Source organism: Streptomyces africanus (genome assembly GCF_002150735.1).
GTDB classification, from domain to species: Bacteria; Actinomycetota; Actinomycetes; order Streptomycetales; family Streptomycetaceae; genus Streptomyces; species Streptomyces africanus.
On record NZ_MUKA01000004.1, the window covers coordinates 18,000 to 31,398 of the forward strand.

Annotated in this window: 14 protein-coding genes and 1 riboswitch; of the genes, 12 read left to right on the forward strand and 2 right to left on the reverse strand. The window is 72.4% G+C overall.

Annotated features, from left to right (window positions below; genetic code table 11):
• The first annotated feature begins 52 nt into the window (after positions 1 to 52).
• The 5 genes from CCL05_RS00960 to CCL05_RS00980 all read left to right on the forward strand — a co-directional run bounded on the left by CCL05_RS00960 (position 53) and on the right by CCL05_RS00980 (position 4,446).
• A complete protein-coding gene (locus CCL05_RS00960) occupies positions 53 to 1,462 on the forward strand; it encodes a serine/threonine-protein kinase (RefSeq protein WP_086558534.1) in 1,410 nt (469 codons plus the stop codon).
• Between the two features lie 90 nt (positions 1,463 to 1,552).
• A riboswitch (cobalamin riboswitch) is annotated at positions 1,553 to 1,737 on the forward strand.
• 30 nt (positions 1,738 to 1,767) lie between these two features.
• Positions 1,768 to 2,469, forward strand: coding sequence for an energy-coupling factor ABC transporter permease (locus CCL05_RS00965; RefSeq protein WP_086558535.1), 702 nt, complete (start codon positions 1,768 to 1,770; stop codon positions 2,467 to 2,469).
• Positions 2,466 to 2,840 carry an energy-coupling factor ABC transporter substrate-binding protein gene (locus CCL05_RS00970; RefSeq protein ID WP_086558536.1) on the forward strand — a complete coding sequence of 125 codons (375 nt, stop codon included), beginning with the start codon at positions 2,466 to 2,468 and terminating at the stop codon, positions 2,838 to 2,840. Before CCL05_RS00965 ends, CCL05_RS00970 begins: the two co-directional genes overlap by 4 nt.
• A 5-nt stretch (positions 2,841 to 2,845) precedes the next feature.
• Positions 2,846 to 3,595: a cobalt ECF transporter T component CbiQ gene (gene cbiQ, locus CCL05_RS00975; protein WP_086558537.1), complete on the forward strand. Its 750-nt coding sequence runs from the start codon at positions 2,846 to 2,848 to the stop codon at positions 3,593 to 3,595.
• Entirely contained in the window at positions 3,592 to 4,446 is an 855-nt protein-coding gene (locus tag CCL05_RS00980; RefSeq protein WP_086558538.1) for an energy-coupling factor ABC transporter ATP-binding protein, read from the forward strand. Before cbiQ ends, CCL05_RS00980 begins: the two co-directional genes overlap by 4 nt.
• 60 nt (positions 4,447 to 4,506) lie before the next feature.
• On the opposite strand, the gene CCL05_RS00985 is transcribed toward CCL05_RS00980, so the two are convergent.
• Positions 4,507 to 5,664, reverse strand: coding sequence for an FAD-dependent monooxygenase (locus CCL05_RS00985; protein WP_086558539.1), 1,158 nt, complete (start codon positions 5,662 to 5,664; stop codon positions 4,507 to 4,509).
• Between the two features lie 100 nt (positions 5,665 to 5,764).
• On the opposite strand from CCL05_RS00985, the gene CCL05_RS00990 reads away from it, so the two are divergent.
• Both CCL05_RS00990 and CCL05_RS00995 read left to right on the forward strand, forming a co-directional pair.
• Entirely contained in the window at positions 5,765 to 6,367 is a 603-nt protein-coding gene (locus tag CCL05_RS00990; protein ID WP_086558540.1) for a TetR/AcrR family transcriptional regulator, read from the forward strand.
• 41 nt (positions 6,368 to 6,408) lie between these two features.
• Positions 6,409 to 7,065: a maleylpyruvate isomerase N-terminal domain-containing protein gene (locus CCL05_RS00995; protein WP_086558616.1), complete on the forward strand. Its 657-nt coding sequence runs from the start codon at positions 6,409 to 6,411 to the stop codon at positions 7,063 to 7,065.
• Between the two features lie 11 nt (positions 7,066 to 7,076).
• Here CCL05_RS00995 and CCL05_RS01000 read toward each other — a convergent pair whose 3' ends face one another.
• Positions 7,077 to 7,736 carry a hypothetical protein gene (locus CCL05_RS01000; protein ID WP_086558541.1) on the reverse strand — a complete coding sequence of 220 codons (660 nt, stop codon included), beginning with the start codon at positions 7,734 to 7,736 and terminating at the stop codon, positions 7,077 to 7,079.
• A gap of 373 nt (positions 7,737 to 8,109) precedes the next feature.
• Here CCL05_RS01000 and CCL05_RS01005 point away from each other — a divergent pair, with 373 nt between their 5' ends.
• The 5 genes from CCL05_RS01005 to CCL05_RS01025 all read left to right on the forward strand — a co-directional run bounded on the left by CCL05_RS01005 (position 8,110) and on the right by CCL05_RS01025 (position 13,396).
• Positions 8,110 to 9,924: an ABC transporter ATP-binding protein gene (locus CCL05_RS01005; RefSeq protein WP_086558542.1), complete on the forward strand. Its 1,815-nt coding sequence runs from the start codon at positions 8,110 to 8,112 to the stop codon at positions 9,922 to 9,924.
• Between the two features lie 229 nt (positions 9,925 to 10,153).
• Positions 10,154 to 10,600 carry an SRPBCC family protein gene (locus CCL05_RS01010; RefSeq protein WP_086558543.1) on the forward strand — a complete coding sequence of 149 codons (447 nt, stop codon included), beginning with the start codon at positions 10,154 to 10,156 and terminating at the stop codon, positions 10,598 to 10,600.
• 173 nt (positions 10,601 to 10,773) lie between these two features.
• Positions 10,774 to 11,652 carry a transketolase gene (locus CCL05_RS01015; protein ID WP_086558544.1) on the forward strand — a complete coding sequence of 293 codons (879 nt, stop codon included), beginning with the start codon at positions 10,774 to 10,776 and terminating at the stop codon, positions 11,650 to 11,652.
• Positions 11,649 to 12,602 (forward strand): transketolase family protein, encoded by a 954-nt coding sequence (locus CCL05_RS01020; protein ID WP_086558545.1) that lies wholly within the window; start codon positions 11,649 to 11,651, stop codon positions 12,600 to 12,602. The genes CCL05_RS01015 and CCL05_RS01020 overlap by 4 nt, the downstream gene beginning before the upstream one ends.
• Positions 12,599 to 13,396: an SDR family oxidoreductase gene (locus CCL05_RS01025; protein WP_086558546.1), complete on the forward strand. Its 798-nt coding sequence runs from the start codon at positions 12,599 to 12,601 to the stop codon at positions 13,394 to 13,396. The genes CCL05_RS01020 and CCL05_RS01025 overlap by 4 nt, the downstream gene beginning before the upstream one ends.
• Positions 13,397 to 13,399 lie beyond the last annotated feature (3 nt).

Here is a 13,399-nt window from a genome sequence, read left to right on the forward strand (position 1 = left end):
GGGAGTTGCGGCCTGCGGCGAGGACCTTCCCACGAGCATAGGACGAGGACGAGTGCTGCTAGCGGGCCGCTACCGGCTGGACGTTGAGATCGGGCGCGGCGGAATGGGAGAGGTCTGGCGTGCGTACGACGAGACGCTCGCCAGAGCGGTGGCCGTCAAGCTGCTGCTGCCTCAGGACACCGACGCGACGGCGGCCTCCCGGTTCCGCCTGGAGGCCCAGACGGCCGGACGTCTCAACCACCCCAACGTGGTCGGGGTCCTGGACTTCGGCGAGTACGACAACCGCCTGTACCTGGTGATGGAGCTGGTCGAGGGCGACAGCCTCGCCCGAGTGCTGTCCGTCTCCGGCGCACTCCCCGCCGAGGAGGTGGCCCGGCTCGCCGCGCAGGCCGCCGCCGGACTCGCCGCCGCACACGAGCAGGGCATCGTGCACCGCGACGTCAAACCCGCCAACCTCCTGCTGGACGCGAGCGGCACGCTGAAGATCGGCGACTTCGGCATCGCGCGTTTCCTCGACGACCCGGGCGCCGCGCTCACCGCCACCGGCCAGATCGTCGGCACCGGCCTCTACCTCGCACCCGAACGGGCCCTGGGCCGGCCCGCGGGTCCGGCCTCCGACATGTACTCCCTGGGGTGCGTGCTCTACCAGCTCCTCAGCGGCCGCCCGCCGTTCCAGGCCGACACCGCCGTCGCACTCCTGCACCAGCATCTCGACAACGCCCCCGTACCGCCCCGGGAACTCGGTGTCGCCGGTCTGCCGCCGGCCTTCGAGAGCTACCTCCTCGCCCTGCTCGCCAAGCAGCCCGAGGACCGGCCCACGGCGCAGCAGTCCGCCGAGTGGTTCGCCGGCGGCGCGTGGCGGGGGCTGCCCGAGCCGCTGCCGGATGCGGCGTCGCCGGTGCCGTCCGCCGGGCCGGGGCGGTACGCGGCAGCCGACACCGGCACCGGCAGCCCGGCCACGTACGCGCTGCCCACCGGGTCCCGTACCGCTTCGGGCGGGCGTTCCCGTCGCGCCGCGCCCCGAGGCGGCCTTGGCAACCATCGCAGGACGGCCGCGGCGGTGGCCGCGGCGGCCGTCTTCCTCGCCGCGATGCTCGTCGGCATGCGGTGGTTCTCGCCCGACGACACCGCGACGGAGGGCACGGATCCCGACGCGTCCCCGTCCGCGAGCAGCCCGGCCGCCCCCTCGCCCGGCGACTCCGCCGACTCCGCCGACCCCCTGGCCTCCGCCCCGGCGGCCGCCACGACCCCGGCCGCCGGCACAGTGGCCGATGTCACGCCCTCCATCACGGCACCCGATTCCCCGGCACCCGCCGACGCGACGACCGGCGCCACGAGCCCGGCGCAGGAGACGGGCAACAGCTCGCCGGAGGAGGCTGACAAGGCTGACAAGCCCCAGAAGGAACAGCCTCCGGGGTCCGGGGAGGACGGGGAGGACTACGGCGACGAAGGGGACGACTGAGCCCTCCTGCGCCGGTGTGCGAGCGGTCGCCCCTTCACGCGCCCCCTCGCGCGCTCCCTTGGCTGGCTTGTCATGGCCCTTATCCCGGCATTACTGTCACCACGCCTTGGTGAACGGGAAATCCGGTGTGATGCCGGTGCGGCCCTCGCCACTGTGATCGGGAAGTCCGGCTCCAGCCCCCGCGGGCAGCCACTGGGTTCTCACGGACCCGGGAAGGCGGAGTACGGGCGGTGGGACCCGTGAGCCAGGAGACCGGCCAAGGCGCGTCAACCATCCACGAGGTGCTGGAGAGGGTCTGCTGAGCCATGCACATTGCCGAGGGTTTCCTGCCTCCGGCGCACGCGGCCGCCTGGGGCGTCGCGTCCGCGCCGTTCGTCCTCCACGGGGTCCGGTCGCTCACCCGAGAAGTGCGCGAGCACCCCGAGAGCACCCTGCTCCTCGGCGCCTCCGGCGCCTTCACGTTCGTCCTGTCAGCGCTGAAGCTGCCGTCCGTCACGGGCAGTTGTTCCCACCCCACCGGCACGGGCCTGGGGGCCATCCTGTTCCGGCCGCCCGTCATGGCGGTGCTGGGCACCATCACCCTGCTCTTCCAGGCGCTGCTGCTCGCGCACGGCGGTCTGACCACGCTCGGCGCCAACGTCTTCTCCATGGCGATCGCCGGCCCCTGGGCGGGCTACGCGGTGTACCGCCTGCTGCGCCGCTACGACGTGCCGCTGATGGTCGCCGTGTTCTCCGCCGCGTTCGTCGCCGACCTGTCCACCTACTGCGTCACCAGCGTGCAGCTGGCGCTCGCGTTCCCCGACCCGGGCAGCGGGTTCCTGGGCGCGCTCGGCAAGTTCGGCTCCATCTTCGCCGTCACCCAGATCCCGCTCGCGGTGAGCGAGGGACTGCTGACGGTGCTCGTGATGCGGCTGCTGGTGCAGTCCAGCAAGGGCGAACTGACCCGGCTGGGTGTGCTCCTGGCCGGGAAGCAGTCCCGGAGCGAGACCGAGGAGGTGGCCCGATGAGCAGGAACACGAAGATCAACCTTCTGCTGCTGCTCGCCGTGGCCGCGCTCGCCGTGCTGCCGCTCGTGCTCGGCCTCGGCGACCACAAGAAGGAGCCGTTCACGGGTTCCGACGGCGAGGCGGAGACGGCGATCACCGAGATCGAGCCGGACTACAAACCCTGGTTCTCGCCCCTGTACGAACCTCCGTCCGGTGAGATCGAGTCGGCGCTGTTCTCCCTCCAGGCGGCCCTGGGCTCCGGTGTCCTCGCCTACTACTTCGGCCTGCGCCGGGGCAGGCGGCAGGGTGAGCGGCGGGCGCTGGAGCGGGATCGGGGCTCCGGGAACCCGGCGGGCGGTACCGCCGGGGAGTCCACGGGCGAAGGGGCCTGAGCCGCGTGCTGCCGATCGACGCGGCGGCGCACAGCAGTCGCTGGCGCCGCCGCCATCCCGTGGACAAGGCCGTGCTCGGGCTGGGTCTGACCCTGCTGGCGATCTCGCTGCCGCCCTGGCCGGGCGCGGCTCTGGTGCTGCTGACCGCCCTGGGGGTGCTGCTGGGTCCGGCGGGCGTGCCCGGGCGCCGGCTGTGGCGGGCCTACCGGGTGCCGCTGGGTTTCTGCGTGACCGGCGCGCTGACGCTGCTCGTGCAGGTGGGCGGGCCGGGCGGCTTCGTCTCCCTCGCCGGTGACGGGCCGGTCCGGGCCGGGGAGTTGCTGCTGCGCACCTCGGCGGCCTCCCTGGGGGTACTGCTGTTCGCGTTCACCACCCCGATGTCCGACCTGCTGCCGCGGCTGGTCCGGGCCGGGGTGCCCGCGCCGGTCGTCGACGTCGCGCTCGTGACGTACCGGATGAGCTTCCTGCTGCTGGACTCCGTGCGCCGGGTCCGTGACGCGCAGGGCGCCCGGCTCGGGCACACCACGCGGGCCGCCGCCTGGCGGTCCCTGGGCGGCCTCGGCGCCACCGCGTTCGTCCGGGCCTTCGACCGGGCGGTCCGCCTCCAGTCCGGACTCGCCGGGCGCGGCTACGACGGCACCCTGCGCGTCCTGGTGCCCGAGGCCCGTGTCTCCGTCCGCTTCACGACGGCCAGTTGCGTGCTCCTCGCGGCGCTGGCCGTCCTCACCTTCGTACTGGAAAGGCCGCTGACATGAGCGAGCCCGCCCTCGTCGCCCTGCGGGGCGCGTCCTTCGCGTACGAGGACGGCCCGGCCGTGCTCAGCGGCCTGGACTTCGAGATCCGCGAGGGGCGCGCGCTCGCGCTGCTCGGCCGCAACGGCAGCGGCAAGACCACGCTGATGCGGCTCCTCAGCGGCGGACTGCGGCCCCGCGAAGGCCGGTTGACGGTCGCGGGGCAGCCGGTGACGTACGACCGCAAGGGCCTGACCCGGCTGCGGACGACCGTCCAGCTGGTGGTGCAGGACCCGGACGACCAGCTCTTCGCGGCGTCCGTCGAGCAGGACGTGTCGTTCGGGCCGCTGAACCTCGGCCTGGACGACGCACAGGTGCGGGCGCGGGTGGCGGAGGCGCTCGCAGCCCTGGACATCACCGCCCTGGCCGACCGGCCCACCCATCTGCTCTCCTACGGGCAGCGCAAACGCACCGCCATCGCGGGCGCGGTCGCCATGCGCCCCCGTGTCCTCATCCTCGACGAGCCGACGGCCGGACTCGACCCCGACGGCCAGGAACGGCTCCTCACCACGCTCGACGGCCTCCGTGAGGCCGGCACCACGGTGGTGATGGCCACCCACGACGTCGACCTCGCGCTGCGCTGGGCCGACGACGCGGCGCTCCTCACCCCGTCCGGGGTCCGCACCGGGCCCGCCCCCGAGGCACTGGCCCGCACCGATCTCCTCCGGGAGGCGGGGCTGCGACTGCCGTGGGGAGCCGCGGCGGCGGAACTCCTGCGCGCACAGGGGTGGTTGACCGGCGCGGAGCCGGGGCCGCGGACTCCTGCGGAACTCGCCGCCCTCGCGGCCGGACGGCTGGGCACGCCGGGAGGCTGAGGGGCGCCCGGCCGCTGAGGGGTACCCGTAAGCCGAGAGGGCCTTTCTTCGTCACTGCCGTCAGCGCAGGACCGGCGGTATCCAGTCGGCGTGCCGCAGGATGGCGCGGACGGTCGCGCGGGAGGGGGCCAGCCGGAGAGCGGTGTTCCGCGCGGCGACGGCCAGCGGGTGGGTCAGTTGTTGCCCCATCCGGCCGGCCTGGCGGGCGGCGCGTGCGACGGACTGGCTGCGCGGGCGGCGCTCGGCGTCGTAACGGGCCAGCGCCGATGTGACGGTGGGCTCGGTGGCGAGTGCGGCGGCCAGCACGGCCGCGTCCTCCAGCGCCTGGCAGGCTCCCTGGCCGAGGTTCGGCGTCATGGCGTGGGCGGCGTCACCGAGCAGCGCGATCCGGCCCGCGGTGAACGCGGGCAAAGGCGTCACCAGTTCGTGGATGTCGTGGTGCAGGACGGCCTCGGGGCGGGTCGCGTCCAGCAGCGCGGGGATCGGCTCGTGCCAGGTGCCGAACCGTCGGCGCATCGCGTCGAGGGCGTCCGTGTGCCGCACCCCGGGCGGCGAGTTGAGCACCGCGTGCCACTCGGCCCGGCCGTCGGCGAACGCGATGTGCCCGAACTCGGCTCCCCTCCCCCAGGTCAGCTCGAAGTCGGTGGCCAACTCGACCGGGTCCTCGGTGACGGCGCGCAGCACGGTCGAACCGCTGTAGGCCGGGCCGGGGTGCTGGGGGAACAGCTGGGCGCGCAGCCAGCTGCCCACTCCGTCGGCGGCCACGAGCAGGTCCGCCTCCAGGACGGTGTCCCCGAGTGGTATCCGCACCCGGCCGGGGTCGGAGCGGTCGGCGGACGTCGCCTCGGCCCCGGTCACCAGGCACTCGGACGGCAACGCCGCGCGCAGCAGGCGGTGCAGCGCGGCCCGCGGGATGCCGGCGATCGGCGTGCCCAGTTCGCGTTCCAGAGCGGTCCCGTCCATCCGGGCCAGCCAGCCGCCACCGGGGGCCCGGGTGCCCCCGGTGTACTGGGGCCGGGCAGCCGCGCGCACCGCGTCGCCGACACCGAGGGCGTCCAGGGCGCGGATGCCGTTGGCGTGCAGGGAGATACCGGCGCCCGCGTCGGCCAGGACGGGGGCGCGTTCGACCACCGTCACCTCCCAGCCGATCCGGCGCAGACCGAGCGCGGCGGCCAGCCCGCCGATGCCTCCGCCCACCACGACCGCGCTGCCACCCATACCGGCCCTCCCTCGTTCGCCCCACGTTCGCCCCGGCGCGATCCTTCTACAGTTGTAGAAGGATCGTACCCCCACTCCTCTACAGGTGTAGAAAGGGGGGATGCCCACAGACCGACGTACCGTCCTCGCCGATGCGGCCATCGGCGTGCTCGCCGACGCCGGAATCCGAGGACTGACTCATCGCGCGGTGGACCGGGCGGCTGACCTGCCGCCCGGCACCACGTCCGCCTACTACCGCACCCGCCAGGCACTGCTCACCGCCCTGGTCCGGCGCCTGGTCGCCCTCGACCAGGCGGAACTCCAGGCGATCGGGGATCGGACGCCGGTGCCGCGCGATGCCGAGGAACTGGTGGCCGGGATCGCCGCGTTCGTCGAGCAACGGCTCACCGGGGACGGACGACGGCGCTCTCTCGCGCGCTACGCGTGCGCCATCGAGAGCGTGCACCACCCCGAGCTACGGGAGATCCTGGTGCCGCGCCGGAACGCAGGCCGGCAAGCCGTACACGACTTCCTGGCCGCACAGGGTGTCGCGGACGCCGAGGACCGCACGGTCACACTGCTGACCTGTGTGGACGGACTGGTCTTCGACCGGCTGGTGGGGGGCGGATCGGTGTCGGAGCGGGAGATCCGCGGACTCGTGGCGGCGGCGCTGCGAGCGCCCTCACCCGCCGACACCGCCCGCAGCGGGCCCGGTCGGCCGTAAAGCGCTTGTCGGCCCTCGCGGCGCGGCACTACGTTGCCGAGGTGGATCTCTTCTCACGCTCCTGGACGGCGTTGCGTGCGGCGGTCGCCGAGCTGGCCGACGAGGACTTCGCCCGGCCGTCCGGCTGTACCGGCTGGCTGGTGCGGGACCTGGTGTGCCATCTGGTCATCGACGCGCAGGACGTCCTGATCACCCTCGCCACGCCCGCCGACGGGGAACCGACCCGTGACGCGCTGACCTACTGGGAGATCTCCGGCACGCCGCCGACCGGAGACGATCCGCTCGACGCGCTGACGGTCCGGCTGGCCGCCGCGTACGGGGAACCGCATCTGCTCAAGTTCCACCTGGACGACGTCGGCTCCGCCGCGGGCCGCGCGGCGGAGCTCGCCGACCCCGGTCTCAGGGTCGGCACCCGCGACGAGGTTCTCACCGTGGGCGACTACCTCTCCACGTACGTCATGGAGTGGACGCTGCACCATCTCGACCTGATCGCCCACCTCCCGGACGCCGCGCCGCCGCCCGCGGAGGGGCTCGCCCGGTCCCGCGAGATGCTGGAGCAGATCGCCGGGAGCGCCTTCCCCTCGTCGTTCTCCGACGCGGACGCGCTGCTGGTGGGCACGGGGCGGCGGGCGCCGACTCCGGCGGAGCGAGCCGAACTGGGCGATCTGGGCTCGAAGGTGCCGCTCTACCTGGGTTGAGCGTTGCCGATCTACCTGGGCTGAGCGGGGAGAGCGGCCCGTGCGGTGGCGCTGCGGTACGTCGAGATGCCGAGCGCGAGCAGCCAGTAGCTGAGGATCGCGCCCAGCGACGCGGTGGTGCCCCAGCCGTTCGCCGCGTAGAAGTCCGCCGGGTCGTTGCCGAAGAACAGGGACGGCACGAAGGCCAGATTGACCCCGGCCAGGACGTAGGCGGAGCGGCCGGTCCAGCGCGGCAGCAGGTTCGTACGGGAGATGCCGAAGCCCACCGCGGTGAGGAACAGCGCCATCAGCACCTTGCCGATCGACCCGTAGAGGATGTAGGTGCCGCTGACCGTGATGGTCGGATCGATGGAACGGTCGGCGGCGATGACCGCGCCGGCCTCCAGCCCGCTGGAGACCAGGGTGACCGCCACGTAGACCAGTCCGGTGGCGAAGGCCAGCGAACCCACCCACTCATGGGCCGGGTTCACCCGCTTGACCAGCTCACGGAAGGCCGTCACGAACACGATCAGGAACGCCAGCGCGAAGATCCCGAGCAGCAGCCTGGTGAGGACGTTCGCGTCCGGCGGCGGCCCGGAGTAGACGAAGTACAGCGGCACTTCGATGATGAGGGCGGCCGCGGCGGCGATGCCGGCGAGGCCGGTCAGGCGCCTGGCGAAGGTCTCGTTCATGGGTCCCCCGGTGTCCGGTGGTGGATCGGTCGTCGGCCGGTTGCCGACGACACACATGCTGCCGCCCCCGGCCCGGCCCGTCCCTGGGCCTGGACACCCGATACGGGGGTGGCGCCACCGACACCCCCGCGCACCCACGTCCTGAACCGCCCTGCCGGCCCAGCCGCACCGCCCCGACCGCCCCGAGTCCGCCGACCGTGCCTCTTGGCGCTCCCTGCGCACCACCGCCCGGCCGGAAAACACTTGGACGCCGCGGTCGCCGTCGCGGGAGACTGCCGGACTCGACCCGAATTCTCCACACATCCGTTGCGGCGATGGCCCCTGCCCGCACATGCGCGCGTGGCGGGCGGCCACAGAACGACACAGGGGTGGGATGGATACGCCTGGATCGCGCAGGGTTCAGCCGGGCAAACGCTCGGTACTTCTCGCACTTCGTTACTACGGACGGGAGTTGTCCCGGCTCCGCCGGCTGACGGCACCCGCGATGCTGCTCATGGCGCTGGGCAACATCGGAATGAACTACGTCGCGCCGCTGATCGTCGCCAAGCTCGTCGGCGGCATCGCCGACGACAGGGACCTGACGGTCGACTCGGCACTGCCGTACGTCCTCGGCTTCGCCGGGGTCCTGCTGCTCGCCGAGGGACTGTGGCGCGTGGCGCTGCACTGCCTCAACCGCCTCGACGCCCTCGGCATCGAGCACCTGTACGTGATCGGGATGGACGAGCTGTTCGCCAAGGACGCCGCGTTCTTCCACGACAACTTCGCCGGTTCGCTGACCAAGCGCGTCCTGAGCTTCGCCTCGCGTTTCGAGCAGTTCGTGGACACGCTGGCGTTCCAGATCGTGGGCAGCTTCGTGCCGCTGGCGTTCGGGGCGGTGGTGCTGTGGCGCTACGAACCCCTGCTCGTGGTCGGACTGCTGGTGATGATCGCGCTGACCGGGATGCTGGTGGTGCCTCTCATCCGGCGCCGCCAGGCCCTCGTCGACCTGCGGGAGGAGGCGATCGCCCGGGTGTCGGGCCACGTCGCCGACAGCCTGATGAACATGGACACGGTGCGGGCGTTCGCCGCGGAGGAGCGCGAGGCCGCCGAGCACCGCTCCCGGGTCGCCACGTCGCGCCGGCTCACGCTGCGCTCGTGGGACTACGGCAACCTCCGCATCGACACACTGGTCGCGCCGATGTCGGTGCTGACCAACGCGATGGGGCTGCTGCTCGCCATCACGCTCGCCGGGAACGGGAACGGCGTGGAGGCGATCGTGGTCGCCTTCACCTACTACAGCAACGCGACCCGGATCATGTTCGAGTTCAACCAGATCTACCGCCGGCTGGAGAGCTCGATGACGGAGGCCGCGCAGTTCACCGAGCTGCTCCTGACGCCTCCCACCGTGCTCGACCCGCCGTCGCCGGAGCCGCTGCGGCCCCGGTGCGCCGGCATCCGGTTCGAGAAGGTGACCTTCGCGCACCGGGGCGGCCGGCCGTTGTTCGAGGGTCTCGACCTGGACGTGCCGAGCGGGGCGAGGGTCGGCCTGGTCGGCCGGTCCGGCGGCGGCAAGACCTCGCTCACGCGGCTGTTGCTGCGGATGACGGACATCGACGGCGGCCGCATCCTCGTCGGCGGCCAGGACATCAGCCGACTGCGCCAGGCCGACCTGCGCAGCCAGATCGCCTACGTGCCGCAGGACCCGGCGATGTTCCACCGCACCCTGCGGGACAACATCGCGTTCGCCCGGCCGGACGCCACCGAGGCCGAGATCCGCCGGGCGGCCGAGGCGGCCCATGTCACCGAGTTCGCCGATGTGCTGCCGGACGGCTTCGACACCATGGTGGGCGAGCGCGGCATCAAGCTGTCCGGCGGTCAGCGCCAGCGCGTCGCTCTCGCCCGGGCGATCCTGCGCGACGCGCCGATCCTGCTGCTCGACGAGGCGACCAGCGCCCTGGACTCGGAGAGCGAACTCCTCGTGCAGGAGGCGCTGTGGCGGCTCATGGACGGGCGGACCGCGCTGGTGGTGGCGCACCGGCTGAGCACGGTCGCCTCCATGGACCAGCTCGTCGTCCTCGACCGCGGGCGGATCGTCGAGCAGGGCACGCACCAGGAGTTGCTCGCGTCCGACGGCGCCTACGCGAAGCTGTGGCAGCACCAGTCGGGCGGGTTCCTCGACGACACCACGGGGCGGGCCGAGGCGCCCTGAACGACGGCGCGGGCCGGAGGCCGTCTCCTCGCCCCTGAGGGGACGGCCGCGGGACACAGTGCGATGCGGCGCCCTGGTCAGTGGCCGTAGGGCGGCTCGAAGAAGCCGGTCTCCGGGTACGGCCCGTTGGTCCGGCCTGTTCGCCGTGCGTCCACCTCCGGCATCGACGACCCTGGACACGGCAGGCAACCCCCGGATCCAGCGAGTCGAGGACGAAGGCGGCAGCGCCATGACGATCGACGTGTCCGTGGAGCGCGTGATCCCGCTTCCGCCCGAACGGGTGGCCGAGTACGCCATGGACTGGCGCCATGACGCCGAGTGGACGCAGGGCATCCGCACCGCGGAGCTGACCCGGGAGGCGGACGCGGGCGGCTTCGGCGTGGACGCCGAGATCACCCGGACGGCCTTCTTCCTCGGCCGGCGCATCGACTACGTCCTGCGGGTGGCCGCGTACGAACCGCCCCGCCTGCTGGACATGATCTCCGTGGCCGGCCCGATGCCCATGCACGTCACCTACGCCTTCGAGCCGGACGCCCGGGGCACACGCGCCCGCATTCGCGTCCGGGGCGGCGAAGGCGGCTTCTACCGGCTGGCCGCGCCGCTCCTCGCCCGCCAGGTCCGCTCCTCGCTCCGCAAGGACCTGCGCGACCTCGAACAGCGGCTCATCGGACGGTAGAAGCCCCCGTCACCGCGAAAAGGCGTCGATTCACCCTATTGACACGTGGCCGAAACACGCCCAGCATGATGGCGTTCGCGATTCACGCTTGAATATCTATTCACCCTCTCTTTTCGGCCGGTGCTCCTAGGCCCCTCGCCACCCCCGAGATCCAGCGATCAAGGACGATCCAGATGCTCACCACAGACCCAGCCGGGATCGCGCGGTTCCGGGAACGGCGCCGGCGTGTCGCCGGCGAAGACACGGCCCGCCTGCACGAGTTGAGGCAGCTGTCCGCCGACGTGCGCCGCAGCGTCGTGCGGATGATCGACGGCGCACAGCTCGGCCACATCGGCGGCGATCTGTCGGTGACGGACATCCTCGCCACCCTGTTCGGCGGGGTGCTGGCCGTGGATCCCGAGAAGCCGCGCGACCCGGACCGCGACCGCTTCATCCTCAGCAAGGGGCACTGTGCGGCGGCCCTTTACGCGACCCTCGCCCACAGCGGCTTCTTCCCGCTGTCCGAGTTGTCCACGTTCATGGCGCCGCTCTCTCCGCTCAACGGCCACCCGAACCGCAGGAAGGTACCGGGCGTCGAGACGAACACCGGCCCCCTCGGTCACGGCTTTCCCGTCGCGGTCGGCTGCGCACTGGCGGCCAAGGTGTCGGGCCGGTCCTACCGCACCTACGTCGTCCTGGGCGACGGAGAACTCCAGGAGGGCAGCAACTGGGAGGCGGCGATGACCGCCGCGCACCACGACCTCTCCTCCCTCACGGCGATCGTCGACCGGAACCGTCTCCAGCAGGGCGCTCGCACCGAGGAGACCAAGCGGCTGGAGCCGCTCGCGGACAAGTGGGCCGGCTTCGGCTGGGAGGTACGGGACGTCGACGGCCACGACCACGGCCGGCTGCTGTCCGCCCTGCGCCCGTCCACGACCGGCAGGCCGGTCGTCGTCGTGGCCCGCACCGTCAAGGGCAAGGGCGTGTCGTTCATCGAGGACCGCGTGGAGTGGCACCACAAGGTGCCGGATTCCGAGCAGGTTCAGGCCGCCCTGGAGGAGCTCAGCCGATGACTGCCGATGTCGTGTCCGAGGCCGCACAGACCTATGACTGCCGCCAGGCGTTCGCGGACGAACTGATCGCGCTGGCCACCGAGGACGAGCGGATCGTCGCCGTCTGCAACGACTCCGTGGGGTCGAGCAACCTCGTCCGGTTCAAGGAGCTCTTCCCCGACCGCCTCATCAACGTCGGCATCGCCGAGCAGGATCTCGTCGGCGTCGGGGCCGGGCTCGCGATCGGCGGCTTCGTCCCGTTCGTCAGCGCGGCGGGTCCCTTCCTGACCGGCCGCGCCACGGAGCAGATCAAGACCGACGCCGCCTACAACGCACTTCCGGTGGTGCTCTGCGGCCAGAGCCCCGGTCTGGCCTACGGGGAGCTGGGTCCGACCCACCACTCGATCGAGGACCTGTCCTGGATGCGGGCGATCGCCGACCTGGCCGTCGCCGTCCCCGCGGACCCGGCGCAGACCCGCGCCGCCGTCCGCTGGGCCGCAGCACACGACGGCCCGACCTACCTGCGCATCCCCCGGTTCAAGGTCCCGTCGGTCACGCCACAGGACGCACCGTTCGAACCCGGCCGCAGCATCCAGCTCACCGACGGCGACGACATCACCGTCATGGCCGTCGGGACCATGGTCTCCCGCGCGCTGGCCGCGGCCGGGACACTTCGGGACGAGGGCATCGGCGTCCGGGTACTGAACATGACCTTCGTCGAGCCGCTGGACCTGGATGCCGTCCTGCGGGCCGCTCGCGAAACGCGGGGCATCGTCACCGCCGAGGAGGCGACCACCACGGGCGGCCTCGGCGCGGCAGTGGCGAGCGTCGTCGCGCAGAACCGTCCCGTGCCCATGCGGATCCTCGGCGTGCGGCGCGAGTTCGCGCCGACCGGGAGTGCCGCCTTCCTGCTGGAGCACTTCGGCCTCACAGCCGACGGCATCGCCTCCGCCGTACGGGAGTTGCTGTGACACCTTCCCTTCGCTTCAAGGACAAGTGCGTCGTCGTCACCGGCGCCGCGCAGGGGATCGGACGCGGGATCGCCGCGCGGTTCGCCGGCGAAGGCGCCGACGTGCTGATGCTCGACCTGTCCGAGGCCGTCGAGGAGGCGGCCGAGACGGTCGCCGCCCAGCACACCGCCGGCAGCGCGCTCGGCGTCCGCGCGGATGTCACCTCGGCGGACGACGTGGCCCGTGCCTTCGACCTCGCCGACCGCACCCGGGGCGGTGTGGACGTCCTGGTCAACAACGCCGGCGTCATCACCATCAGCCCGCTGGAGGACCTGAGCCTCGACGCCTGGCAGAAGGTCCTCGCCGTCAACACCACAGGAACGTTCCTGTGCGCGCAGGCCGCCGCCGCGAGCATGCGGCGGCACGGGCGCGGCGGGCGCATCCTCAACGCCGCCTCGGGACAGGCGCGTCAGGGCTTCATCTACACACCGCACTACGCGGCCAGCAAGTTCGGGGTCGTCGGCCTCACGCAGAGCCTGGCGAAGGAACTCGCCAAGGACCGGATCACCGTGAACGCCTACTGCCCCGGCATCGTCGGCAGCGACATGTGGGACTACAACGACCGCGCCTGGGGCCGGCTGCTGGGCGACTACGAGCCGGGCGAACTCATGGCCGAATGGGTCGCCGGCATCCCGCTGGGCCGGGCCGGCACCGACGACGACGTGGCCAACCTCCTGCTCTTCCTCGCCTCCGAGGAAGCGGCGTACATCACGGGCCAGACGATCAACGTCGACGGGGGGATGTTCATGAACTAGCAC